The organism is Pseudomonas sp. SORT22 (genome assembly GCF_018417635.1).
GTDB lineage: Bacteria > Pseudomonadota > Gammaproteobacteria > Pseudomonadales > Pseudomonadaceae > Aquipseudomonas.
On the sequence record NZ_CP071007.1, the window covers coordinates 5,452,394 to 5,476,576 of the forward strand.

16 protein-coding genes and 2 pseudogenes are annotated in these 24,183 nt (G+C 62.6%); 7 read left to right on the forward strand and 11 right to left on the reverse strand.

What is annotated here, in order from left to right; all coding sequences use genetic code 11:
- Positions 1-11 precede the first annotated feature (11 nt).
- The 8 genes and pseudogenes from JYG36_RS25015 to putP all read right to left on the reverse strand — a co-directional run bounded on the left by JYG36_RS25015 (position 12) and on the right by putP (position 8,872).
- Positions 12-968: a glycosyltransferase family protein gene (locus JYG36_RS25015; protein WP_045193782.1), complete on the reverse strand. Its 957-nt coding sequence runs from the start codon at positions 966-968 to the stop codon at positions 12-14.
- A 51-nt stretch (positions 969-1,019) separates the two neighbouring features.
- Positions 1,020-2,114: pseudogene (locus JYG36_RS25020) on the reverse strand (PIG-L deacetylase family protein); the annotation flags it as partial.
- Between the two features lie 98 nt (positions 2,115-2,212).
- Positions 2,213-2,420: pseudogene (locus JYG36_RS26930) on the reverse strand (PIG-L family deacetylase); the annotation flags it as partial.
- The gene (locus JYG36_RS25025; protein ID WP_213602638.1) at positions 2,417-3,313 is read right to left on the reverse strand and encodes an antimicrobial resistance protein Mig-14; all 897 of its coding nucleotides are present in this window, start codon (positions 3,311-3,313) and stop codon (positions 2,417-2,419) included. The pseudogene JYG36_RS26930 and the gene JYG36_RS25025, both read right to left, overlap by 4 nt.
- Positions 3,313-4,443 (reverse strand): glycosyltransferase, encoded by a 1,131-nt coding sequence (locus tag JYG36_RS25030; protein WP_213602640.1) that lies wholly within the window; start codon positions 4,441-4,443, stop codon positions 3,313-3,315. The genes JYG36_RS25025 and JYG36_RS25030 overlap by 1 nt, the downstream gene beginning before the upstream one ends.
- Positions 4,427-6,184: a carbamoyltransferase family protein gene (locus JYG36_RS25035; RefSeq protein WP_038997493.1), complete on the reverse strand. Its 1,758-nt coding sequence runs from the start codon at positions 6,182-6,184 to the stop codon at positions 4,427-4,429. Before JYG36_RS25035 ends, JYG36_RS25030 begins: the two co-directional genes overlap by 17 nt.
- Positions 6,185-6,288: 104 nt before the next feature.
- Positions 6,289-7,125, reverse strand: a complete 837-nt coding sequence (locus JYG36_RS25040) for a 23S rRNA (adenine(2030)-N(6))-methyltransferase RlmJ (RefSeq protein WP_045193787.1) — start codon at positions 7,123-7,125, stop codon at positions 6,289-6,291.
- Between the two features lie 262 nt (positions 7,126-7,387).
- Positions 7,388-8,872, reverse strand: a complete 1,485-nt coding sequence (gene putP / locus JYG36_RS25045; RefSeq protein WP_045193789.1) for a sodium/proline symporter PutP — start codon at positions 8,870-8,872, stop codon at positions 7,388-7,390.
- Positions 8,873-9,224: 352 nt separating this feature from the next.
- Here putP and putA point away from each other — a divergent pair, with 352 nt between their 5' ends.
- Positions 9,225-13,178: a trifunctional transcriptional regulator/proline dehydrogenase/L-glutamate gamma-semialdehyde dehydrogenase gene (gene putA / locus JYG36_RS25050; RefSeq protein ID WP_213602642.1), complete on the forward strand. Its 3,954-nt coding sequence runs from the start codon at positions 9,225-9,227 to the stop codon at positions 13,176-13,178.
- A 73-nt stretch (positions 13,179-13,251) separates the two neighbouring features.
- On the opposite strand, the gene JYG36_RS25055 is transcribed toward putA, so the two are convergent.
- The 3 genes from JYG36_RS25055 to JYG36_RS25065 all read right to left on the reverse strand — a co-directional run bounded on the left by JYG36_RS25055 (position 13,252) and on the right by JYG36_RS25065 (position 15,129).
- Positions 13,252-13,650 (reverse strand): hypothetical protein, encoded by a 399-nt coding sequence (locus tag JYG36_RS25055; RefSeq protein ID WP_213602644.1) that lies wholly within the window; start codon positions 13,648-13,650, stop codon positions 13,252-13,254.
- Positions 13,651-13,700: 50 nt separating this feature from the next.
- Positions 13,701-14,396 carry a hypothetical protein gene (locus JYG36_RS25060; protein ID WP_213602645.1) on the reverse strand — a complete coding sequence of 232 codons (696 nt, stop codon included), beginning with the start codon at positions 14,394-14,396 and terminating at the stop codon, positions 13,701-13,703.
- 133 nt (positions 14,397-14,529) lie between these two features.
- The gene (locus tag JYG36_RS25065; RefSeq protein WP_143013253.1) at positions 14,530-15,129 is read right to left on the reverse strand and encodes a hypothetical protein; all 600 of its coding nucleotides are present in this window, start codon (positions 15,127-15,129) and stop codon (positions 14,530-14,532) included.
- A 189-nt stretch (positions 15,130-15,318) separates the two neighbouring features.
- On the opposite strand from JYG36_RS25065, the gene JYG36_RS25070 reads away from it, so the two are divergent.
- From JYG36_RS25070 to JYG36_RS25095, 6 genes are all read left to right on the forward strand, one after another.
- The gene (locus JYG36_RS25070; RefSeq protein ID WP_093376839.1) at positions 15,319-17,121 is read left to right on the forward strand and encodes an acyl-CoA dehydrogenase; all 1,803 of its coding nucleotides are present in this window, start codon (positions 15,319-15,321) and stop codon (positions 17,119-17,121) included.
- A 32-nt stretch (positions 17,122-17,153) separates the two neighbouring features.
- A complete protein-coding gene (locus JYG36_RS25075; RefSeq protein WP_093376844.1) occupies positions 17,154-18,596 on the forward strand; it encodes a TldD/PmbA family protein in 1,443 nt (480 codons plus the stop codon).
- Positions 18,596-19,927, forward strand: a complete 1,332-nt coding sequence (locus tag JYG36_RS25080) for a TldD/PmbA family protein (protein WP_213602646.1) — start codon at positions 18,596-18,598, stop codon at positions 19,925-19,927. Before JYG36_RS25075 ends, JYG36_RS25080 begins: the two co-directional genes overlap by 1 nt.
- A gap of 70 nt (positions 19,928-19,997) precedes the next feature.
- Positions 19,998-21,425 carry a multidrug transporter subunit MdtD gene (mdtD, locus tag JYG36_RS25085; RefSeq protein ID WP_195885525.1) on the forward strand — a complete coding sequence of 476 codons (1,428 nt, stop codon included), beginning with the start codon at positions 19,998-20,000 and terminating at the stop codon, positions 21,423-21,425.
- A 105-nt stretch (positions 21,426-21,530) separates the two neighbouring features.
- Complete coding sequence (dbpA, locus tag JYG36_RS25090) at positions 21,531-22,868, forward strand: ATP-dependent RNA helicase DbpA (RefSeq protein WP_249744453.1); 1,338 nt, start codon at positions 21,531-21,533, stop codon at positions 22,866-22,868.
- Between the two features lie 99 nt (positions 22,869-22,967).
- Entirely contained in the window at positions 22,968-24,149 is a 1,182-nt protein-coding gene (locus JYG36_RS25095) for a BaiN/RdsA family NAD(P)/FAD-dependent oxidoreductase (RefSeq protein WP_045193795.1), read from the forward strand.
- Positions 24,150-24,183: the final 34 nt, after the last annotated feature.

The following is a 24,183-nucleotide window of genomic DNA, read 5'->3' on the forward strand; positions in this document are numbered from 1 at the left end:
GGACAGCCGGCTCATATGCCCAGTCTCAAACGCAAGCGTTGCCAGCCGGTCAGGGCTGGACGGGGACGAAGAGGTGGCTGCATTTTTTCCACGATGCTACGACCTACCTGGGCGAAGCTGAATTGCGAGACGGCCAGATCACGGCCGTTGTTGCCGATACGCTCGACCAGCCCGGGGTCGGCACGCAATACTTTCAGCTTCTCTTGCAACTGGGCAATGCTGTCATAGAGCACCACGTTATGCATGTCTTTCAAACCCAGGGCGCGATTTTCCGCCTCACCCTGGTCAAAGGCCAGCAAAACGCAGCCACAGGCCATCGCCTCGAAATTCTTGATCATGTATTCGCCCATGCCGACATCCGCGCTAACAAAAAAACGGATGCGGTTGAGCGTGTCGCAATACTCTTCACCGGACTTGGTACGGGTTACCAGCAGGTTTTCCACCTGCGCCAATTCATCGAGCAACGCCTTGCGGCCACTGTAGGCAACGCTGTTGGTGCTGCCGACAAAAGCCAGCTCGATATCCCGTTCACGACCCTGGTCGGCCAACAGCTGCTGGTCGTAGCCCTTGGGTACGAACTCGGCATCGAAACCCTCCTGACGCAGGCGCTCACTGACCATGTAACCGGAACTGATGACCCGCGCCCAAGGCAGTTGGCGGTAATGGGCGCTGAACTTGCCGGTGTACTTGCAGGGGATGTAGTTCTGGTAGGCATCATGTTCGAGGATGACCAGATTGGGCACCGTACGAATGAAACCGACCTGGCGAATCTCTTGCTTGAAGCGCAGGAAAAACACGATCCGGTCGTACTTGTCGACGTCGACTTCGCGGCGGAAGTAGCGGCGCAGGTTGCGCTGCTCGTCACTGCTCAGCCAGCGCAGGTCGCAGTCGCTGTGCGCAGCAACGCCGTCATACAAACGGTCGAGGATCGCCCGTTGTTCTTTCTGCACCAGAAATAGAACTTTCATTGTCTTCCTTGCGGCGCTCAGGCCACAGCTTTCAATCTTGTAGCATCGTGATCAGAGCTCACGACGCCAGAACAATTCGTGTCGACGCACAGCCTTGCGAAAGAATTCGTTCTCGCCATAGGGCGAAGGACGACGCCCGGCCAGCCAGCGTTGCAGCAGGCGGCGCAGGCGGCGCTTGAACGGCGCAGGCGGCTGCAGGTCGTGCATCATGCCCAGGGCCATGGCTTTGTCGCGCTGGGCGGGCAGGCCCAGCACCAGGCAGTAGGGAGACCAGGCCTGGGCTGCTTGCAGTTGCGGCGGCAAAGCAATGCCTGCACCGCTATCACCCATGGGCCAGCGGTCGTTGTCATGCAGGTGATTGGCATAGCACAGCAGGGTTTCAGGCTGCCACTCAAGGCCTTGCAGCGCTTCGAGCACAGCAGCTTGGGCGCAGATATGATCAGGGTGCGGATCGAGGGTCGGGTGCGGCATCACCAGCACCTGCGGCCGGGCCCTGAGCAACAGTGCACGCAGATCGGCCAGCAGGTTGTTCCAGGTTGGCGCGCCGTCTTCATCACCCGGCAGGGTCAGCGGGTTGAACTGGCGAAACAGGCGGGTATCGGCAAGCCCGGCCTCGCGCGAAGCCATTGGCTCTGCAGGCGCGGCCTGCATGGCCGGGAGTTGCAAGCAGAAATACCCCAGCTGCACGCAGCGAGACTCGGGCACCCCGGCCCAACGCGGCACAGCGATGCTGTCCCAGGCTCGTAAACGGCCTTTCAGGCGCGCAGCCTCAGCCTTTTCCAGGCCCATTTGCTGGTAGTGTTCGGCTTCGATTTCACCGGCAGTCAAGGTCACCACCCAGGTCTCCTCGGCCTGGCTGTAGAAGCCAAAGGCTGCGAGCTCGGCATCATCGGCATGGGGCGCGATGACCATGACCCGGCGCTGGCGAAGATCGGCCTGTGGCGCAACCCATAGCGTTGCCTCGCCCACCAGGCGGCAGTGGCGTCCACGCAGGCGCAACTGTCCAGCCATCAACGGCTCGGCCAGCCCGGTGAGGTTCAGGTAACGCAGGCCGTTCACGCCCCGCTCGAACGTCTGAACGTCGTCACTGCCCAGGCTTACCGCAGGATCAAGGAACCGCCCCAGCCAATTGCTTTTCAGGTGCACCTGAAGAATCACCGTCTGCTCAGCACCAAGCTGCAGCGGCGATTCCAGGCGCACAATTCCATCGACCAGTCCGACCGAATGCGCCACACAGTCTGACGGGAACTGATACTGATAGTCTTCAGCCGGAGAGTAGAACAGATGGTCGGCAAACCACGCCTCGTGGGCGACCCACAACAGCGGCAACAGCAGCAGCGGCAACCACCACTGGACAAAAAACCCCAGGGCAAGCAGCACCAACAAGCCGATCAGCAGCCCGAGGCGCTTGTTGCGCCGGTGGCGCTTGAGCAACTGCTGCTTGCGGCTCACACCTGAAACACCGGCACGGGGTTGCACCAACGGTCCTTGTACTCGCGATCGGCACGGCCGAAGGAGAACCGCAAGGGTTTGTTACGCGTACGGGCATCTTCCCAGGCAGCCTGGGTATTGAGGAAGCTCAGCACGCTACCGGGGCTGAAAGCCTTGGTTTGCGGATCGACACCACCGTTGATGTACTCGACGCTGATCCACGCTGGCGCTTCGACCCGATAAACCAGCTGGATGGCAATCGGCGCATCGTCAAGAAACAGCACCGAACCGATCAACAGCTCGCGCAGGCGCTCGATCACCTCGGCCATGCGCTCGGCGCCAGTAGCCGGAAACTCCCAGCGGCGCTGGAACAGGTCGCAGTAGATCGCCGCAAGTTCGCTACTGGAAAAATCCGTGACCGGCCGCACCTGGCCGCCCGCCTCTTCCAGCAGGCGCAGTTCACGGCGCTGGTTGTAGCGAAACTTCTTCGACAGGTCTTCCGGCGTACGCGCCATGGCCAGCAATTCGGCCTGCGCCTTGAGGTTGGCAAAACGGCCCTGGTTGAGCTCGGACAGATAACGCCCGGCATGACGCAGCGGCGCCTGGGCATCGGCAGCGGCGGGCAGGATCAGCTCGGCATTGCCCAGGTCGTACAGGCCTTTTTTGCCCTGACGCTTAAGCATATCTTTGGACAGCGCCAGGTAGCGACCCCAGGTGGGAATCGCAGCCTTGAGCTCGCCGTTTTGCTCCCAGCCCAGGTAACGCACCGGGATCTGCGCCAGGTCAGCCAGCTGCTCAACAACCAGTGGATGGGTGGCGACACTGCCGCCAAACTTTTCCCAGGCCAGGGCGTAGGTTGGCGCATCGATCTGCGTCCAGCCGCGCTCGCGCCAGCCTTGAATATGGTTGAGCATCAAGCCTCCGCTGTCAGGGCACGAACGTGCGGCAGTTGCCAGAAGGCCTCGCGCACTGCGGCATCGGAGAAGCGCTCACGCAAACGCTCAAGCATGCGCCCGGCGCACTCCTGGCGCTGCCCGGCATCCAGTGCGGCCAGGTGCTGCAAACCTTGCCCAAGACGCTCGGCGTCGCCCAGCGGGAAGAGGATGCCGACACCCTCGACCACCTCGACCGCACCGCCGCAGGCCGTAGCCAGTAGCGGCACGCCGGCGACCATGGCTTCGAGCAGGACCATGCCGAACGGCTCATGGTCGGAGCTCAAGGCGAAGGCGTCAAAAGCACGAAAGTAGCGACGAGCGTCAGGCACCTGACCGAGAAAATCCACGTGCGCGGCGATTCCCAGTTCGGCGGCCTGCTCTTTGAGTTGCTGCTCCAGGCGACCCTTGCCAAGAATGGCCAGGCGAGCGCCGGCCGGCAGTTGCGGCAAGGCCTGGGCGAAACCACGCAGCAAGGTGGCCTGGTCTTTGTCTGGATGCAGGCGGCCGACGTTGCCGACGATCCACGCTTGCGGGTCCAGGCCCAACGCCTCGCGCGCCTGCGCGGCGGGCACCTGGCTGGCCTGCAGCGCCTCGATGTCGATGCGGTTGTAGAGGGTCTGGATACGCTCGGCCGGCCACTTGCGCAGGCATTTGCGCATGTCGTCGCGCACTGCGTCAGAAACACCGAGCAGGCTCAGGCGTTTGCTGAACAGGTTGGCAAACAGCTGGCGGCTGCGGCGCAGGTAGTCACCGAAGGCGTGGTGCACGCCGATCACTGGCAAGTTGCTGCCGAGCAAGGCGATATAGATCGGCTTGAAGCGGTGCGCGATGCAGAAGCTGAACTGGCGGCTGGCGACGATCCGCCGCAAGGCGCGGATCGCCCCCAGCTTAAGACCACGAATGGCCTTGGAGCTGAACTCGAGGAAGATCACCTCGTCCGAGGCGCAGCCGGCCGCGACCTGAGGGTCGGCAGCGCCGGTCAGGAACACCGTCGTGACCTTGTAGCCGCTACCGTCGAACAGGCTGGCGTACTGGCGCGCACAGTCCAGGAACGGACCGTCATAACCATGACAGAACTGCAGGACGCGTTTTTCAGCCCTGGACGTCATAAGTGTCCGCGCCGTCCTTGACCACCAGGATGTCTTCCATGATCAGGTACTGCAGGTCCGAGCCGAAGAACATGTTCAGCGCATCGGTCGGCGAGCAGATCATCGGCTCGCCACGACGGTTGAGCGAAGTATTCAGCGACACGCCGTTGCCGGTCAGGGTCTCCAGCGCCTTCATCATGTCGTAGTAGCGCGGGTTGTACTCGCGCTTGAGCACCTGGGCGCGCGAGGTGCCGTCCTCGTGGACGACTTCCGGCACGCGGGTCTTCCACTCTTCAGCCACTTCGAAGGTGAAGGTCATGAACGGCGCCGGGTGATCGATCTTGATCATCTGCGGCGCGACGGTGTCGAGCATCGACGGGCAGAAAGGCCTCCAGCGCTCGCGGAACTTGATCTGGTGGTTGATGCGGTCGGCAACGCCTTCCACGCTCGGGCAACCGATGATCGAACGACCGCCGAGGGCACGCGGGCCGAACTCCATGCGGCCCTGGAACCAGGCCACCGGGTTGCCGTCGACCATGATCTTGGCGATCTGCTCGGGCATGTTCTCCAGCTTGCGCCATTTTGGCTGGCTCGGATGACGGGCACAGGCGGCGATCACGTCTTCGTTGGAGTACGCAGGGCCGAGGTAGACGTGTTCCATCTTCTCAACCGGTACACCACGGGCGTGGGACACATAAGCAGCAGCTCCGACCGCGGTGCCGGCGTCGCCGGAAGCCGGCTGGACGAACAGTTCCTTGAGGTCAGGGCGAGCAATGATCTTCTGGTTGAGCTTGACGTTAAGCGCGCAGCCGCCAGCGAAGGCCAGTTTGCCGGTCTCCTTGAGGATGTCGCCCAGGTAGTGGTCGATCATCTGCAGGGCGAGCTTCTCGAACAGCGCCTGCATGCTCGCGGCGTAGTGGATGTACGGCTCGTCGGCGATGTCGCCTTCGCGTTTCGGGCCCAGCCACTCGATCAGTTTTGGCGAGAAGTAGAAACCCTTGCCCTTCTCTTTATAACGACGCAGGCCGATGACGTTGGCGTAGTCGGTGTTGATCACCAGCTCGCCGTTTTCGAACGAGGCCAGGCGCGAGAAATCGTACTTGCTGGCGTCGCCGTAAGGCGCCATGCCCATGACCTTGAACTCGCCATCGAGCATTTCGAAACCGAGGAACTCGGTGATCGCGCCGTACAGGCCACCGAGGGAGTCCGGATCGAAGAATTCCTTGATCTTGTGGATCTTGCCGTTTTCGCCGTAGCCAAAGAAGGTCGTGGCGTATTCGCCCTTACCGTCGATACCGAGGATCGCGGTTTTCTCTTTGAAACCGGAGCAGTGGTAGGCACTGGAGGCGTGGGCCAGGTGGTGCTCGACCGGCTCGATCTTGACCTTTTTCGGGTCGAAGCCCAGTTGCTCCAGGCACCAGACGATCTTCTTGCGGTAACGCTTGTAGCGACGGTTGCCCATCAGGATCGCGTCAAGGGCGCGGTCCGGGGCGTACCAGTAACGCTTGGCGTAGTGCCAGCGAGCCTCGCCGAACAGGCTGATCGGGGCGAACGGAATCGCCACCACATCAACGTCGGACGGCTTGATACCGGCCTGTTCCAGGCAGAACTTCGCCGATTCGTAGGGCATGCGGTTCTTTGCATGTTTATCGCGCACGAAGCGCTCTTCTTCAGCGGCGGCAATCAGCTTGCCGTCGATGTACAGGGCCGCGGAAGGGTCATGACTAAGGGCGCCGGACAGGCCAAGAATCGTCAATGCCAAGGGTCTAGCCTCTTCAATCTGTATATATGCGCGCTGGCACGTGGGCCGAGCGGCAGCCAAAGAGCGGGATTATAACGCAAAGTGTGGGAGCGGGCTTGCCGCGCTTATTCGGCGATCAGCCAATCCATCCGCCAGCTGCCCTGAGTCTGCGCCAGCACCTGCGACAGCCATGGCAACAGCGTGCGCAGTTCTTCTTCCAGGCCCCATGGCGGGTTGGCGATGGCCAGGCCCGAGCCGTTGAGGCCCTGCGGGCTGTCCTGCGGGTGCACATACAGCTCGACCCGCAGCAGTTTAGGCGCGCCGGTGCTGGTCAGGTCCTGGTAGAAGCGCACCAGCTGGCGCTGGTCCTTGATCGGGTACCAGATGGCCGCGACAGTCTGGCGCATGCGACTGATGGTCTCTTTCATCGCCTGGGTGCAACGCTTGAGCTCGTCGGCCTGCTCGAACGGCGGGTCGATGAGCATCACCGCACGCTTTTCCTGCACCGGCAGCAAGGCCCGCGGCACATGCCAGCCCTCGCCCAGGTGCACGGCAACGCGCGGGTCCTTCTTCATGTTGTCTTTGAGCAGGCGACCGTCTTCGGGGTGTTTCTCGTTAAGCAGCACGCGATCTTGCTGACGGGCCAGGCGTCGGGCCAGTTCCGGGGAGCCCGGGTAATAGCGCAGCTCGCCATCGGGGTTCATCTTGCGCAGGATGCGCAGGTAGTCCGCGGTGATTTCCGGCAGGTCGTCGCGCCCCCAGAGGCGGCCGATACCTTCCAGCCACTCGCCGGTACGTGTCGCCTGATCGCCCTGCAGGTCGTAAAGACCCAAGCCTGCGTGGGTGTCGAGGTAGGCAAACGGCTGCTCCTTGCGCGACATCAAGGCGATGAGGCGGGTCAGCACAAGGTGTTTGAAGACGTCGGCGTGGTTGCCGGCGTGGAAGGCGTGACGATAGTTCATGGCAACTCCTGCAAGACCGCGCAGTTTACCTTGTCATGCACAACAGGGGGAGCGGCGATGCGCAGATGCGGCTTGACCCGCGATGTCAGCCATCGCGGGTCAAGCCCAGTGGGAGCGGGCTTGCCCCGCGATGAGACCAATGCCGCCAGCCCACCTGCTGCTACCTGAATTGCGACCGCTTCGCGCTCGATCGCGGGACAAGGCCCGCTCCCACAAGACTCTTGCGAGGCCGGGCCGTGGTCAGGCGAAGCTCAACAGTCGATCAATGACCGGCCTTGAACGCCTCGTCGGCGGCTTCGAAGCGCGAAACCATCGCCTTCGACGGGCTGCCGGCCCGGCTGACGAAGTAGATCGCCAGGGCGCCGAGGATGAAGCCCGGGATGATTTCGTACAGGCCCCAGATGGAGAAGTGCTTCCACACCACCACGGTGATCGCACCGACCAGGATACCGGCCAGTGCGCCGTCACGGGTCATGCCTTTCCACAGTACCGAGATCAGTACCACCGGACCGAAGGCAGCACCGAAGCCGGCCCAGGCGTAGCTGACCAGGCCCAGCACGCGGTTCTCAGGGTTGGAGGCGATCAGGATGGCGACCACGGCCACCAGCAGCACCATGGCGCGACCGACCCAGACCAGCTCCAGCTGCGAGGCACCCTTGCGCAGGAAGGTCTTGTAGAAGTCTTCGGTCAGGGCACTGGAGCACACCAGCAGCTGGCAGCTCAGGGTACTCATGACAGCCGCCAGGATGGCCGACAGCAGGACACCGGCAATCCATGGGTTGAAGAGGATCTTGGCCAGCTCGATGAACACACGCTCGTGGTTCTCGGTGACCGGGCCTGCGACTTCAGGGTGCGCCGAGAAGTAGGCGATACCGAAGAAGCCCACAGCGCAAGTACCGACCAGGCAGAGGATCATCCAGGTCATGGAGATGCGACGGGCCTTGGCGATCGACTTGACCGAGTCAGCGGCCATGAAGCGCGCCAGGATGTGCGGCTGTCCGAAGTAGCCCAGACCCCAGCCCATCAGCGAGATAATGCCGATGAAAGTGGTGCCCTTGAGCATGTCGAAGTTGCCCGCGTCCTTCAGCTCGATGGCAGCGAAGGTGGTGTCAAGACCGCCGGTTGCGATCAACACGATAACCGGGGTCAGGATCAGGGCGAAGATCATCAGCGTAGCCTGGACGGTGTCGGTCCAGCTCACTGCCAGGAAACCACCAACGAAGGTGTAGGCAATGGTTGCCGCCGCACCAGCCCACAGCGCTGTCTCGTAGGACATGCCGAAGGTGCTTTCGAACAGACGGGCGCCGGCAACGATGCCGGAGGCGCAATAGATGGTGAAGAACACCAGGATCACCACGGCGGAGATGATCCGCAGCAGCCCGCTGTTATCTTCGAAGCGGCTGGAGAAGTAATCCGGCAGGGTCAGCGCATCACCGTTGTGCTCGGTCTGCACCCGCAGGCGGCCGGCAACAAACAGCCAGTTCAGATAGGCACCGATGATCAGGCCGATGGCGATCCAGCTTTCCGACAGGCCCGACATGTAGATAGCGCCCGGCAGGCCCATCAACAGCCAGCCACTCATGTCCGAAGCACCGGCCGAAAGCGCGGTAACCACGCTGCCGAGGCTGCGACCGCCAAGAATATAGTCGGAAAGGTTGTTGGTAGAGCGATAGGCCATGAAGCCGATCAGCACCATTGCCGCGATATAGATCACGAACGTGATCAAGGTTGGATTGCTTACACTCATTGTTGCGCCCTGGCGTTTGTTTTTATGTAGCGACAGCCTCGAAGAGGTTGCACCCAGGCCGCGAATCCTATGCAACAACGCAAAGAGGGTGCAACCTGTTTTTACAATCAAGTTGCACCTCGTCGGAAATTTTGCGTAACAGCAGGTTTTTGCTCCCTTTTGGAGCAAGAAGACCTGTTTTCAGAAGAAAATGCACCACAAACAGCCATTTTTGCTGTGTGGTTTTACCCTCCGGACGAGTAGCACTTTTTTCCTGCATATTTTGGGTTGCACTAGGTTGCACCCAAAATCGCGCACGGCTAATCTTGGCGCCAGCTTAAGCCACAGCCTGTGGCAATAATGAGGATAAGAAATGGCGACGACCACCCTTGGGGTCAAACTCGACGACCCTACCCGTGAGCGACTCAAAGCAGCTGCGACCTCTATCGATCGCACGCCGCACTGGTTGATCAAACAAGCGATCTTCAATTACCTGGAGAAGCTCGAGGGTGGCGCCACCCTGACCGAACTCAACGGTCAGCCCGGCATTCATGCCGACGATGCCGGTGAAGTACAGGCCGACCACGCCCACCAATGCTTCCTAGAATTTGCCGAAAGCATCCTGCCGCAGTCGGTCTTGCGCTCGGCCATCACCGCCGCCTACCGCCGCCCTGAGCCGGAAGTGGTACCGATGCTGCTGGAGCAGGCGCGCCTGCCGGCCGCCATGGCCGAAGCCACCAACAAGCTGGCCGCCGGCATCGCCGAAAAACTGCGTAACCAGAAGAGCGCTGGCGGCCGTGCCGGCATCGTTCAGGGCCTGCTGCAGGAATTCTCCCTGTCGTCGCAGGAAGGCGTGGCGCTGATGTGCCTGGCCGAAGCCCTGCTGCGCATCCCCGACAAAGGCACCCGCGACGCCCTGATCCGCGACAAGATCAGCACCGGCAACTGGCAGCCGCACCTGGGCAATAGCCCGTCGCTGTTCGTCAACGCCGCCACCTGGGGCTTGCTACTGACCGGCAAACTGGTCTCGACCCACAACGAATCCGGCCTCACCTCTTCGCTCAGCCGCATCATCGGCAAGAGCGGCGAGCCGATGATCCGCAAGGGCGTCGACATGGCCATGCGCCTGATGGGCGAGCAGTTCGTGACCGGCGAAACCATCGCCGAAGCCCTGGCCAACGCCAGCAAGTTCGAAGCCAAAGGCTTCCGTTATTCCTACGACATGCTCGGCGAAGCGGCGCTGACCGAACATGACGCGCAGAAATACCTGGCGTCCTACGAGCAGGCTATCCATTCGATCGGCAAGGCTTCCCACGGTCGCGGCATCTATGAAGGCCCGGGCATCTCGATCAAGCTCTCGGCCCTGCACCCACGCTACAGCCGCGCCCAGTACGAGCGCGTCATGGACGAGCTGTACCCGCGCCTGCTGTCGCTGACCCTGCTGGCCAAGCAATACGACATCGGCCTGAACATCGACGCCGAGGAAGCCGACCGCCTGGAGCTGTCCCTGGACCTGCTCGAGCGCCTGTGCTTCGAGCCGCAACTGACCGGCTGGAACGGTATCGGTTTCGTCATCCAGGCCTACCAGAAGCGCTGCCCGTATGTGATCGACTACGTCATCGACCTGGCCCGCCGCAGCCGCCATCGCCTGATGATCCGCCTGGTAAAAGGTGCTTACTGGGACAGCGAGATCAAGCGCGCCCAGGTCGAAGGCCTGGAAGGCTACCCGGTGTATACCCGCAAGGTGTACACCGACGTTTCCTACATTGCTTGTGCACGCAAACTGCTGTCGGTGCCGGAAGTCATCTACCCGCAGTTCGCCACCCACAACGCACACACCCTGTCGGCCATCTACCATATCGCCGGCCAGAACTATTACCCGGGCCAGTACGAATTCCAGTGCCTGCACGGTATGGGCGAGCCGCTGTACGAGCAGGTTGTCGGCAAGGTCGCCGATGGCAAGCTGAACCGTCCGTGCCGCGTGTATGCCCCGGTCGGTACCCACGAAACCCTGCTGGCCTACCTGGTTCGCCGCCTGCTGGAAAACGGCGCCAACACCTCGTTCGTCAACCGTATTGCCGACCAGTCGATCTCGATCCAGGAACTGGTCGCCGACCCGGTCGCCACCATCGAACAGATGGCTACCCAGGAAGGCAATACCGGCCTGCCGCACCCGCGCATTCCGCTGCCGCGTGACCTGTATGGCACCGAGCGGGCCAACTCCGCCGGTATCGACCTGGCCAACGAACACCGCCTGGCTTCGCTGTCCTGCGCCCTGCTGGCCAGCGCCCACAACGACTGGAAAGCCGCGCCGATGCTCGCTTGCGCTTCCAGCAACGAAGCGGCGGCGCCGGTGCTGAACCCGGCTGACCTGCGCGATGTGGTGGGTCATGTCCAGGAAGCCAACGTCACTGACGTCGACAACGCCATCCAGTGCGCGCTCAATGCCGCGCCGATCTGGCAGGCCACCCCGCCGGCCGAACGCGCCGCGATCCTGGAGCGTGCCGCCGACCTGATGGAAGCCGAGATCCAGCCGCTGATGGGCCTGCTCGCCCGCGAAGCCGGCAAGACCTTCGCCAACGCCATCGCCGAAGTGCGTGAAGCCGTCGACTTCCTGCGTTACTACGCCGTCCAGGCGCGCAACGATTTCAGCAACGACGCTCACCGCCCGCTGGGTCCGGTAGTGTGCATCAGCCCATGGAACTTCCCCCTGGCGATCTTCAGTGGCCAGGTTGCCGCGGCACTTGCCGCCGGTAACCCGGTGCTGGCCAAGCCGGCCGAACAGACCCCGCTGGTTGCCGCCCAGGCCGTGCGCCTGCTGCTCGAAGCCGGTATCCCCGAAGGCGTAGTGCAACTGCTGCCGGGCCGCGGCGAAACCGTCGGCGCCCGCCTGGTCGGTGACGATCGGGTCAAAGGCGTGATGTTCACCGGCTCTACCGAAGTCGCCCGCCTACTGCAACGCAACATCGCCGGCCGCCTGGATGCCCAGGGCCGTCCGATCCCGCTGATCGCCGAAACCGGCGGCCAGAACGCGATGATCGTCGACTCCTCGGCGCTCACCGAACAGGTGGTCATCGACGTCGTATCTTCTGCCTTCGACAGCGCTGGCCAGCGTTGCTCGGCCCTGCGCGTACTGTGCCTGCAGGAAGATTCTGCCGACCGCGTCATCGAAATGCTCAAGGGCGCCATGGCAGAAAGCCGCCTGGGCAACCCCGAGCGCCTGGCCGTGGACATTGGCCCGGTGATCGACGCCGAAGCCAAGGCCGGTATCGAGAAGCACATCCAGGGTATGCGCGACAAAGGCCGTACCGTGTACCAGATGGCAATCGCCGATGGTGAAGAGATCAAGCGCGGCACTTTCGTGATGCCAACCTTGATAGAACTGGAAAGCTTCGACGAACTGCAGCGCGAGATCTTCGGCCCGGTACTGCACGTGGTGCGCTACAACCGCAAGAACCTCGACCAGTTGATCGAGCAGATCAACGCCTCCGGCTACGGCCTGACCCTGGGTGTCCACACCCGGATCGACGAAACCATTGCCAAGGTCATCGACAACGTCAATGCCGGTAACGTCTACGTCAACCGCAACATCGTCGGCGCCGTGGTCGGCGTGCAGCCATTCGGCGGTGAAGGCCTGTCCGGTACCGGCCCGAAAGCCGGTGGCCCGCTGTACCTGTACCGCCTGCTGTCGACCCGCCCGGCGGGCGCCATCGAGCAGTCGTTCCAGCGCACCGACGGCGAAAACGCCCCGGACACCCGCCTGCGCGACAGCCTGAGCAAACCGCTGCAAGCCCTCAAAGCCTGGGCGGCGAGCAATCAGCTGAACGACCTGAGCGGCCTGTGCGAGCAGTTCGCCCAGCAATCGCAAAGCGGTATCAGCCGCCTGCTGGCGGGCCCGACCGGCGAGCGCAACAGCTACACCATCCTGCCGCGCGAGCACGTGCTGTGCCTGGCCGAGGTCGAAGCTGACCTGCTGACCCAACTGGCGGCGGTACTGGCCGTGGGCAGCTCGGCGGTGTGGCCGGAAGGCGAGCTGAGCAAGACCCTGCGCAATCGCCTGCCGAAGGAAGTGCAAGCGCGCATCCAACTGGTGGCCGACTGGAACAAGGATGACGTGGTATTCGACGCCGTCCTCCACCATGGCGACTCCGACCAACTGCGCGCCGTGTGCGAGCAGGTGGCCAAGCGCGCCGGTGCCATCGTCGGTGTTCACGGCCTGTCGTCGGGTGAAACCGCGATTGCCCTGGAGCGCCTGGTGATCGAGCGCGCACTGAGCGTCAACACTGCTGCTGCCGGTGGTAACGCGAGCCTGATGACTATCGGCTGATAGCCAGCAGCGTCTCTATCGCGGGTCAAGCCCGCTCCTACAGCGTAGGAGCGGGCTTGACCCGCGATGCTATCTAGCCCAGAAACTTCACACGTTGATGACGTACCAGCCACCCCAGGCTACCCGCCTTCACGACTTCGGAAGCAATGACGAAAACCAGCATGAGCCAGAGACTGTAGGCTGGCGACAGCTTTGCCCACACCAATAGAATCGAAATGGACGGCACCATGAACATCAGGCGAAAAGGAGTCTGTAGCAAACCGAGATAAGCCCCCGACTTTCGCCCCGCCAGCAACAGCAAGCAGCTGACAATGATCGAAAGATGCAAGGTGAAGCTCATACCCGCCAGCCACTTGGCTAGCATGCCATGATCCTGAAGCAACCCGATCATGGTTTGGGCGTCGGTGTAATAGGGGATCTGACCGCCACGAAGACTACCCTGGACATAAAAGACTATAAAAAATGCATCCATCCCACCCCACCAACACCGGATCATACGTGGGAGCCGTTTGATCACCCCGCTCAAAATAAACCATCCTTATATTCGTAGACAGTATCGGCAACAACAGGGCGCCAATGCCAAGACTTTCCGACTACCTGCCAGTGGTCCTCCCCCTCGACATAAATTTGCTTGATCTTACGAATTTCACCATAGCTGCGCACGATCAAACGTGGTGCAAAGCTCTGGTCATGTTGCTCCAAAGGAACCCACTGCTGCGTTACTGTCCGCATGGTATTTGCATAATCCTTACCCTCTGTCAAAAAAGGGCGCCCCTCATCCCCCATTGAGGTTATGCGATTTGCCAGAAAGGCAACAATGCTCCGCGCGCCCTCTAGGTCGATGCTGATAGTTCGCCATTTCCCAGGCCCCTTTTTAATCATTCGGAGTTCTTGCTCGCTGGAGAAGAACCCAAGGAGAGAACGTGGGCCGGCTGGGTCCGCAACCGTACACATGGGTATCCCGCTCAACGGTTGAAAAGGGCGACTAGTCACCAGTAGCCATTCGCCTCTTTTGACCCGGGAGAGAATTCGCACATGATCTTCGGGTTTCAAGCAGTGAAGCATCGACAAACCACACTGTGCAAGGAGGCCATCCAGCCCTGGAATTTGATACCGTCTTGAGAGTGCCGCTTCGATTGTTAGCGCTGCAAATAACGGGCTTTCTATATTGAAGAGGTTATATTGCTCAATCCTGGAGCTTGGAATTATCTCTTCCACTTTAAGAACGCCACTGAATTAGTTGGCTCAATCAATAAGCGAATAAACCGTAAATTGACTACCAGAAGCCTCCTCTTTTCTTGTGTGAAAATTCCCAAACCAACTCTGATCGATGTATCACCTGATGGCTAACTCAGACATCAACAAAGATCCCGATGAAAAAACCTGCCAGCAAAACCACGAGAAAAGACACCAGCACTATCCAAACCAGAATCCCGACCGACATCCAGGCCCAATTCAGGAGTGACAAGCGGGAATTAGACTGGCCTTTCGGGTCGCCTACGCAGGTGTTTATCGCTCCCTGAATCCTGGCCATTACCCAAAGAATCACGACATCCATAGCCAATACCGCACTCAACAACGGCAGCGGCGCCAGCTCCATCATCTGGTTTGCCCACAACGAGAACGCTGTCAGCAGGATCAAGGCGCATACCAACCAGAACGGTGACCACCTGTAGCTTCGACCAGACAGGTGTAATTGCCGATCGACCCTGCTCAGCAGGCTGTAAAGAAACAGAATGCCGAAGATGCTTCTTACCAGCGGTAACACTCGCTCCCCGGTTTCCCGCCGGTAGAGCGCCCAGCTTTGGTAATGGCAAAAAAGCCAATAAAAACCAAAGGTGAACAGGTTCATCACGATCAACTTTCTGATCGATACGACGAAGAACATTGGCCCCCTGCCTGTGGCATCAGAGAGATCAGGGCTCATCGAAGCGGTGCTGTTAGTGGTCATGGCTACGGCCTTCGGTAATGGGCCGACTATCTAAGCCTGCTCGTGCATCACAGATCTGCCCTCTGGCTCCGAAGCAAGGGTACGAACATTCCCAAACGCCTTGTGCCTTGCCATCACCCGTATCTATTTCACTGTGCAGTAGCATCGTCACTACCTAGACTCGGCCCATCCCCAGACAGGAATGCCGCCATGTCCGAGACCCTGCTCAGCGCCCGCAACCTGGCCTTCGAACTCTACGAAGTGCTCGATGCCGAGGCCCTGACCCAACGCCCGCGCTTTGCCGAGCACAACCGCGAAACCTTCGATGCCGCTCTGAGCACTGCGCGGACCATCGCCGAGAAGTATTTCGCCCCGCATAATCGCAAGGGCGATGAGCACGAGCCGCGCTATGAAAATGGCGAGGCGCTGTTGATCCCCGAGGTCAAGCCTGCGGTCGATGCCTTCCTTGAAGCCGGCTTTCTCAACGCCAGCCGCGACTTCGAAGCCGGTGGCATGCAGTTGCCGACCTTGCTCTCGCAAGCCTGTTTCGCCCACTTCCAGGCGGCCAACGCCGGTACCACGGCCTACCCGTTCCTGACCATGGGCGCCGCCAACCTGATTGAAAGCTTTGGCAGCGACGAGCAGAAGCGCCTGTTCCTGCAACCGATGATCGAAGGCCGCTTCTTCGGCACCATGGCCTTGACCGAGCCGCACGCTGGCTCGTCCCTGGCCGATATTCGCAGCCGCGCCGAGCCAGCCGGCGATGGCAGCTATCGGCTGCGCGGCAACAAGATATTCATTTCCGGCGGCGACCATCCATTGTCGGAGAACATCGTGCATATGGTCCTGGCCAAGCTGCCCGATGCGCCGCCCGGGGTGAAGGGCATTTCGCTGTTTATCGTGCCCAAGTTCCTGGTCAACGCCGACGGCAGCCTCGGCCCGCGCAACGATGTGTTGCTGGCCGGGTTGTTCCACAAGATGGGCTGGCGCGGCACCACCTCGACGGCGCTGAACTTCGGCGACAACGGCCAGTGCGTCGGCTACCTGGTGGGCAAACCACACCAGGGCCTGGCCTGCATGTTCCAGATGATGAACGAGGCGCGTATCGGCGTCGGCATGGGCGCGGTGATGCTTGGTTATGCCGGCTATCTGTACTCGCTGGAGTACGCCCGCCAGCGTCCGCAAGGGCGCCTGCCAGACAACAAGGATCCGGCCACCGCTGCCGTGCCGATCATCAATCACAGCGACGTCAAGCGCATGCTGCTGACCCAGAAGGCCTACGTCGAAGGCGCCTTTGATCTGGGCCTGTACGCCGCGCGGCTGTTCGATGACACCCAGAGCGGCGAAAGCGATACGGTTCGCCAGGAGGCCCATGAACTGCTCGACCTGCTGACGCCGATCGTCAAGTCCTGGCCTTCGGAGTTTTGCCTCAAGGCCAACGAGCTGGCCATCCAGATTCTCGGCGGCCATGGCTACACCCGCGAGTACCCGGTCGAACAGTACTACCGCGACAACCGCCTGAATCCGATTCACGAAGGTACCCACGGCATCCAGTCGCTGGACCTGCTCGGGCGCAAGCTGGCGCAAAACGGTGGTGCCGGGCTCAAGCAACTGGTCCGCCTGATCGCCAGCACCTGCGAGAGAGCCCATCCGCACAGCAGCCTGGATCGTCTGCGGGTACCGCTGGAGCAGTTGCTCAATCGCCTGCAGGAAGTGACCCTCGGCCTGCTCGGCGATCTGGCCCAGGGCCAGGTCAATGCAGCCCTGGCCAACTCGGCGCTGTATCTAAAGGCTTTCGGTCACTGCGTGATCGGCTGGCGCTGGCTGGAGCAGGCAATCCACGCCGAACAAGGCCTGGCCCGGGGCAACCCGGCCGATCGCGACTTCTACCTGGGCAAATTGCAGGCCGCGCGTTATTTCCTGACCTGGGAAGTGCCGGGCTGCCATAATGAGCTGGCATTGCTCGCGGCCAGTGACGATACCTGCCTGAGCATGCACGACGAGTGGTTCTGAGGGGGAGCCACCGCGCACACGGAGGTTCCCGCATGTTCGAGTTGACCGCATTGCTGCGCCAGCGCTTCGCCGCTCTGCGCAGCAGTGGCGAATTTTTCTCCCTGCGTTATGTGCAGCAAAGCCAGCAACACCTGTCGGTGCGCAAGAATATCGCCGAGCCGCCGTTTCTCAGCCGCGACGAAGGCGCGATGCTCACCGTGCGCGTCCATGGCGTGGAAACCTACGCCGCCACCGCCGACCTCTCGCAAGCCGGCTTGCAGCGTGCCCTGGAGCAGGCTGAGGCACTGGCCCGGCAAATCGCCGGGCGCGCCCTGCTCGACCTGCGCGAGCAACCGCTGGCCACAGGCCGCGCCGATTACTGCTCGCCCAACCTTGAGCAAGCCTTCCCGTCCCTGGCCGACTGCTACGCCCTGCTTGCCCAGGAATCTGCCAGCGTGCCGGACGACAGCCGCCTGGTGAACTGGCAGGCAAGCCTTGGCATCAGCACTATCGAGCAGATCTACCTGAACACCGCCGGCGCTGAACTGCGCCAGGCCCAGCGCTTTATCTACCCGGGTTTCAGCACCACCGCCTTCGACGGCCAGGACAGCCAGACCCGCACCCTGGGCCGGGAAAACTTCGGCCAGCAGGGCGGCCTCGATGTGATCGAGCGTTGCGGCCTGGTTGGTGCCGGGGCCAAAGTCGCCGAGCAGGCCCTGCAACTGCTGCTGGCGCCGAACACCCCCAGTGGTGTGCGCGACCTGCTGTTGATGCCCGACCAGATGATGCTGCAGATCCACGAATCGATCGGCCACCCGCTGGAAATGGACCGCATCCTCGGCGACGAGCGTAATTACGCCGGCACCAGCTTTGTCAAAGCCAGCGACTTCGGCAGCCTGCAGTACGGCTCGAAATTGCTCAACGTGACCTTCGACCCGTCGATCCGCGAAGAGCTTGCCAGCTACAGCCACGACGATGACGGCAGCGCTGCGCACAAGCAGTACCTGATCAAGGACGGTTTGCTGGTCCGCCCGCTCGGTGGTGCCCTGTCGCAGTTCCGTTCCGGCCTTGAAGGGGTGGCCAACAGCCGCGCCTGCGGCTGGAACCGCGCGCCGATCGACCGCATGGCCAACCTCAACATCGAGCCGGGGGACAAGACCCTGGCGCAACTGATCGGCGGTATCGAGCAGGGCATCCTGATGCGCACCAACCGCTCGTGGTCGATTGATGATGCGCGCAACAAGTTCCAGTTCGGCTGCGAATGGGGCCAACTGATCGAAAACGGCGAGCTCAAGGGCGTGGTCAAGAACCCCAACTACCGCGGCATCTCCGCCCGGTTCTGGGGCAATCTCAGCGCCGTCGGTGACGCCAGCACCTTGCAGGTACTGGGCACGCCAAACTGCGGCAAGGGCGAGCCGAACCAGGTGGTACGCGTGGGCCACGCCTCCCCCGCCTGCGTATTCAGCCAGATCGACGTATTCGGAGGAGACGCCTGATGGCTGCCACCCCACTGCAAAGTTTCCAGCACCTGGTCGCCAGCCTGCGCGACGCGGTGTGCGCGCCAGAGCATTTCACCTTGAGCTACAGCGGCGAGCACTCGCAGTTCATCCGCTTCAACCACGCCAGGGTGCGCCAGGCCGGCGAAGTGCAACAGGCCAGTTGCGTGCTCAAGCTGGTCGCCGACGGGCGCCAGGCCGAGCTGCAGTTCACCCTCGGCAACGACGCCGAGGTCGATCAGCTGCGCCTGCAACAAGCCCTGGAGCAACTGCGCCAGACCCTGCCGCTGCTTGAGCCCGACCCTTACCTGCAACTCAATGACAGCGCCTGGCACAGCCATAGCGTGCAGGATCAAGCGCTGCCAGACAGCGCTGCGGTGCTGGCGCAGATCGAGCAAGGCGCGGGTGATCTGGACCTGGTTGGCATCTACGCCGCGGGCCCGATCTGCCGGGGTTTTGCCAGCTCGTTCGGGGCCTTTGGCTGGCACCAGGCCAACAGTTTCAACTTCGACTGGAGCCTGTTCCACAGCAACGGCGAGGCGGTCAAGGCCAACTATGCCGGCCAGTCCTGGGACGGCGAAGCCTTCGCCCTGCGCCTGCAGCAGGCCCGCGAACAGCTCGACTACCTCGGCCGCCCGCTGAAAAAACTCGCCCCCGGTCAGTACCGCGCCTACCTGGCACCGGCAGCGCTGGACGAGATCATGGGCATGCTCTGCTGGGGCGGCTTCTCGGCCCAGGCCATCGCCACCAAGAACAGCCCGCTGCAACGCCTGTACAGCGCCGATGCCAGCCTGAGCCCGTTGGTCCAGATAAGCGAGCAGGTCAGCGGCTCGCTGAGCCCGTCGTTTTCGGACGAAGGCCTGGAGCGCAGCGACCTGCGCCTGATTGACCAGGGCCGGGCCCACGATCGGCTGATCTGCGCCCGTAGCGCCGCCGAGTTCGAACTGGCGGCCAACGGTGCCGATAGCTACGAGTCGCCATGCGCGCTGAGCATGGCCGGCGGCGAGCTTGGGCAGAGCGAAGTCCTCGCCCGCCTGGGCACCGGCCTGTACATCAGCAACCTCTGGTACCTGAACTACTCGGACCTGCCCGCTGCGCGCATGACCGGCCTGACCCGCTTCGCCACCTTCTGGGTCGAGAACGGCGAGATCCAGGCGCCGGTGAGCACCATGCGCTTTGACGACAGCGTCTACAGTTTGCTGGGTTCGCAACTGGAGGCATTGACGACCGAACGCGAGCTGATTCTGTCGACCAGCACCTACGGCCAGCGCCAGACCAGTTCGAGCCATTTGCCGGGAGCGTTGGTCAAACGCCTGACGTTGACACTGTAATTAGCCCATCGCGGGTCAAGCCCGCTGCCACCGACCCGCGATGAGGCCCTCAAGGACTGCACACTAACCCATGCCCAACCGCGCCCCGCTGGACCCGACCACCGCCCGCTGGATTCCCTGGGTGGTGGCCATCGCCTTTTTCATGCAGTCGCTCGACGGCACCATCCTCAACACCGCCCTGCCGGCCATGGCCCGCGACCTGGCCGAAGACCCGCTGCGCATGCAGTCGGTGATCATCGCCTACATGCTCACCGTGGCCCTGCTGATCCCGGCCTCGGGCTGGATTGCCGACCGCTTTGGCACCAAGCGCATCTTCTTCGGCGCCATCCTCCTGTTCAGCCTCGGTTCGCTGCTCTGCGCCCTGGCCAGCAGCCTCGGCATGCTGGTAGCGGCACGGGTGATCCAGGGCCTGGGCGGCGCCTTGATGCTACCGGTCGGGCGCCTGGTGGTACTGCGTGCCTATCCACGCTCGGAGCTGGTGCGGATCATGAGCTTCATCACCATCCCCGGCCTGCTCGGGCCGTTGCTGGGCCCGACCATGGGCGGCTGGCTGGTGGAAATTCTCAGCTGGCACTGGATCTTCCTGCTCAACCTGCCGGTTGGCGCCATCGGCTGTTATGCGGTGTGGAAGTTCATCCCCGACCTGCGCGGCTCGGAGCGTACCCGCTTCGACGGCATCGGCTTCGTGCTGTTCGGCGCGGCAATGGTGTTGATCACCATTGCCATGGAAGGCCTGGGCGAGCTGCATCTGCCGCACCTGCGGGTAATGCTGCTGCTGTTTGCCGGCATGGCCTGCCTGGCCGCCTACTGGCTGCGCGCCGGCAGCGTCGACAACCCGCTGTTTTCGCCAAAACTGTTCCGCACCCGGACCTTTTCGGTGGGTATCCTCGGCAACTTGTTTGCCCGCCTGGGCAGCGGCGCCCTGCCGTTCCTGGTACCGCTGTTGCTGCAGGTGGCGCTGGGTTACTCACCGTCCCAGGCCGGCATGAGCATGATCCCCCTGGCCGCGGCGGCGATGGTCGCCAAGTCGATTGCCCGGCCGCTGATCGAGCGCTTCGGCTATCGCAATATTCTCACCGGCAATACCCTGTTGCTGGGCCTGCTGCTGGCAAGCCTGGGGCTGGTCGACGAACAGACGCCCTACGCCCTGTTGCTGTTGCAACTGGGCTTGCTGGGTGCGGTCAACTCGATGCAGTTCACAGCGATGAACACCGTGACCCTGATCGATCTCGACGACAACAGCGCCAGCAGCGGCAACAGCCTGCTGTCGGTGGTCGCGCAATTGTCGCTGAGCCTCGGTGTGGCCTGTGCCGGCGCCCTGCTTGGCGGTTTTACCGCAGCGGGCAGTGCCGAAGGCGTCGAGAGCACCCTCGGGGCGTTCCAGCTGACCTTTGTGACCATCGGCCTGATGGCCATGCTGGCGGCGGCGATCTTCATGCAGCTGTCCAGGGCGGACGGAAGGCGTGCCCCTCGTCCGGAACCGGAGATCGAGCCTTAGGGCTAAAGGCCATGAGGCTGGTACACTGCGCGACATTTTGTTTTGCAGGCCAGTCTCGTGACCACCATTGCCACCGCCTTCGCCACTTTGCCGCTGTCCGCCGCCATGCTGGCCAACCTGGACGCCCTCGGCTACGCCCAGATGACCCCGATCCAGGCCCAAAGCCTGCCGGTGATGCTCAAGGGCATGGACCTGATCGCCCAGGCCAAGACCGGCAGCGGCAAGACCGCCGCCTTCGGCATCGGCCTGCTCAACCCGCTCAACCCGCGTTACTTCGGGTGCCAGGCGCTGGTGCTGTGCCCGACCCGCGAGCTGGCCGACCAGGTGGCCAAAGAGCTGCGCCGCCTGGCCCGCAGCGAAGACAACATCAAGATTCTGACCCTCTGCGGTGGCGTGTCCCTGGGCCCGCAGATCGCTTCGCTGGAGCACGGCGCGCACATCATCGTCGGCACCCCGGGCCGCGTGCAGCAGCACCTGAGCAAAGGCACCCTGGTGCTCGATGGCCTCAACACCCTGGTGCTCGATGAAGCCGACCGCATGCTCGACATGGGCTTCTACGACGCCATCGCCGACATCATCGGCCAGACCCCGAAGCGCCGCCAGACCCTGCTGTTCTCCGCCACCTACCCGGCCGGCATCAAGCAGCTGGCCTCGGCGTTCATGCGCGACCCGCAAACCGTCAAGGTCGAGTCGCAGCACGCCGACAGCCAGATCGAGCAGCGCTTCTACGAGATCACCCCGGAACAGCGCATGGACGCGGTGAGCAAGCTGCTCGGGCACTTCCGCCCGCAGTCGTGCGTAGCGTTCTGCTTCACCAAGCAGCAGTGCCAGGAGCTGGTCGAGCACCTGCAGGCCAAGGGTATCGCCGCCCAGGCCCTGCATGGCGACCTGGAGCAGCGTGACCGCGACCAGGTCCTGACCCTGTTCGCCAACCGCAGCCTGTCGGTGCTGGTGGCCACTGACGTCGCCGCCCGCGGCCTGGATATCGACGCCCTGGACATGGTCATCAACGTCGAGCTGGCCCGCGATGCCGAGATCCACGTGCACCGCGTCGGCCGTACTGGCCGTGCCGGCGAGAAAGGCCTGGCGGTGAGCCTGGTGGCCCCGGCCGAAGGCCATCGCGCCCAGGCCATCGAAGACATGCAGAAGGCCGCCCTGCGCTGGGAACAGCTGGACAGCCTCAAGGCCCAGAATGGTGCACCGCTGCTGCCGACCATGAGCACCCTGTGCATCGCTGCCGGGCGCAAGGACAAGCTGCGCCCTGGCGACATTCTTGGCGCCCTGACCGGCGATGCCGGGCTGCCGGGCACCCAGGTCGGCAAGATTGCCATCTTCGACTTCCAGGCCTTCGTCGCCGTCGAGCGCGCGGTGGCCAAACAGGCGCTGCAGCGGCTCAACAGCGGCAAGATCAAAGGCCGCTCGTTGCGGGTGCGGATCGTCTGATTACTTTTTTCGCGGGGCAAGCCCGCTCCTACACACCCTCCCTGTAGGAGCGGGCTTGCCCCGCGATCGCTTCACCACCGAATTCTCGAGGATTTTGCAGTGCGTTCCACCGAAGTGATCATCATCGGCGCTGGCGCCGCCGGCCTGATGTGCGCCCTGAGCGCCGCCAAACGCGGCCGTCAGGTGCTGCTGCTCGACCACGCCAACAAACCGGGCAAGAAGATCCTCATGTCCGGTGGTGGCCGCTGCAACTTCACCAACATGTACACCGAGCCGAGCAATTTCCTCTCGCACAACCCGCACTTCTGCAAATCGGCCCTGGCCCGCTACACCCAGTGGGACTTCATCGAGATGGTCGGCAAGCACGGCGTGCCCTACCACGAGAAAAAGCTCGGCCAGCTGTTCTGCGATAACAAGTCCAGCGACATCCTCGGCATGCTTCTGGACGAGTGCGACAACGCTGGCGCCGAGCTGCGCATGGACACCCGCATCGAGCAGATCGAAAAACTCGACAGCGGCTACCTGCTGGAAACCAGCGCCGGCCAGTTCCAGTGCCAGTCGCTGGTCATCGCCACCGGCGGCCTGTCGATCCCGACCCTGGGCGCCACCGGCTTCGGCTACCAGGTCGCCCGCCAGTTCGGTCACACCCTGCTGCCGACCCGTGCCGGCCTGGTGCCGTTCACCATCACCGAACCGCAGCTCAAGGCGATCTGCACTGAACTGTCGGGCACCTCGGTGGATTGCGTGGCCAGCTGCAACGCCAGCAGCTTCCGGGAAAACCTGCTGTTTACCCACCGCGGCCTGAGCGGCCCGGCGATCCTGCAGATTTCTTCGTTCTGGCAGGCCGGCGACACGGTTGAGATCAACCTGCTGCCCGAGCACGACGCCCTGAGCTGGCTGCAACAGCAGCAAGCCGAGCGCCCCAACAGCGAGCTCAAGACCCTGCTCGGCGAAATCTTCACCAAGAAGATGGCCAACCTGCTGGCCGAGCACTGGTTCGTCTCCAAACCGATGAAGCAGTACACCCCGGCGGAACTGGCCCAGGTCAGCGACAAGCTCGGGGCCTGGCAGGTGGTGCCGGCCGGTACCGAGGGCTACCGCACCGCCGAGGTAACCCTGGGCGGCGTTGATACCCGCGAGGTTTCGTCGAAAACCATGGAGTCGCTGAAAAGCCCGGGGCTGTACTTTATCGGTGAAGTGCTCGACGTCAGTGGCCACCTGGGCGGCTTCAACTTCCAGTGGGCCTGGGCCTCGGCGTACGCGGCCGCGCAGTTCGTCTAACCTTCGCGGTAGAATCAGCGCATCAAGGAACAAA

Coding starts and splice junctions, on each gene's coding strand:
- JYG36_RS25040 (WP_045193787.1), bottom strand. CDS start 7,125: ATGAACTATCGTCACGCCTTCCACGCCGGCAACCACGCCGACGTCTTC.
- JYG36_RS25080 (WP_213602646.1), top strand. CDS start 18,596: ATGGCTGCCACCCCACTGCAAAGTTTCCAGCACCTGGTCGCCAGCCTG.
- JYG36_RS25030 (WP_213602640.1), bottom strand. CDS start 4,443: ATGACGTCCAGGGCTGAAAAACGCGTCCTGCAGTTCTGTCATGGTTAT.
- mdtD (WP_195885525.1), top strand. CDS start 19,998: ATGCCCAACCGCGCCCCGCTGGACCCGACCACCGCCCGCTGGATTCCC.
- putP (WP_045193789.1), bottom strand. CDS start 8,872: ATGAGTGTAAGCAATCCAACCTTGATCACGTTCGTGATCTATATCGCG.
- putA (WP_213602642.1), top strand. CDS start 9,225: ATGGCGACGACCACCCTTGGGGTCAAACTCGACGACCCTACCCGTGAG.
- JYG36_RS25070 (WP_093376839.1), top strand. CDS start 15,319: ATGTCCGAGACCCTGCTCAGCGCCCGCAACCTGGCCTTCGAACTCTAC.
- JYG36_RS25055 (WP_213602644.1), bottom strand. CDS start 13,650: ATGGATGCATTTTTTATAGTCTTTTATGTCCAGGGTAGTCTTCGTGGC.
- JYG36_RS25025 (WP_213602638.1), bottom strand. CDS start 3,313: ATGCTCAACCATATTCAAGGCTGGCGCGAGCGCGGCTGGACGCAGATC.
- JYG36_RS25075 (WP_093376844.1), top strand. CDS start 17,154: ATGTTCGAGTTGACCGCATTGCTGCGCCAGCGCTTCGCCGCTCTGCGC.
- JYG36_RS25015 (WP_045193782.1), bottom strand. CDS start 968: ATGAAAGTTCTATTTCTGGTGCAGAAAGAACAACGGGCGATCCTCGAC.
- JYG36_RS25065 (WP_143013253.1), bottom strand. CDS start 15,129: ATGACCACTAACAGCACCGCTTCGATGAGCCCTGATCTCTCTGATGCC.
- dbpA (WP_249744453.1), top strand. CDS start 21,531: ATGCTGGCCAACCTGGACGCCCTCGGCTACGCCCAGATGACCCCGATC.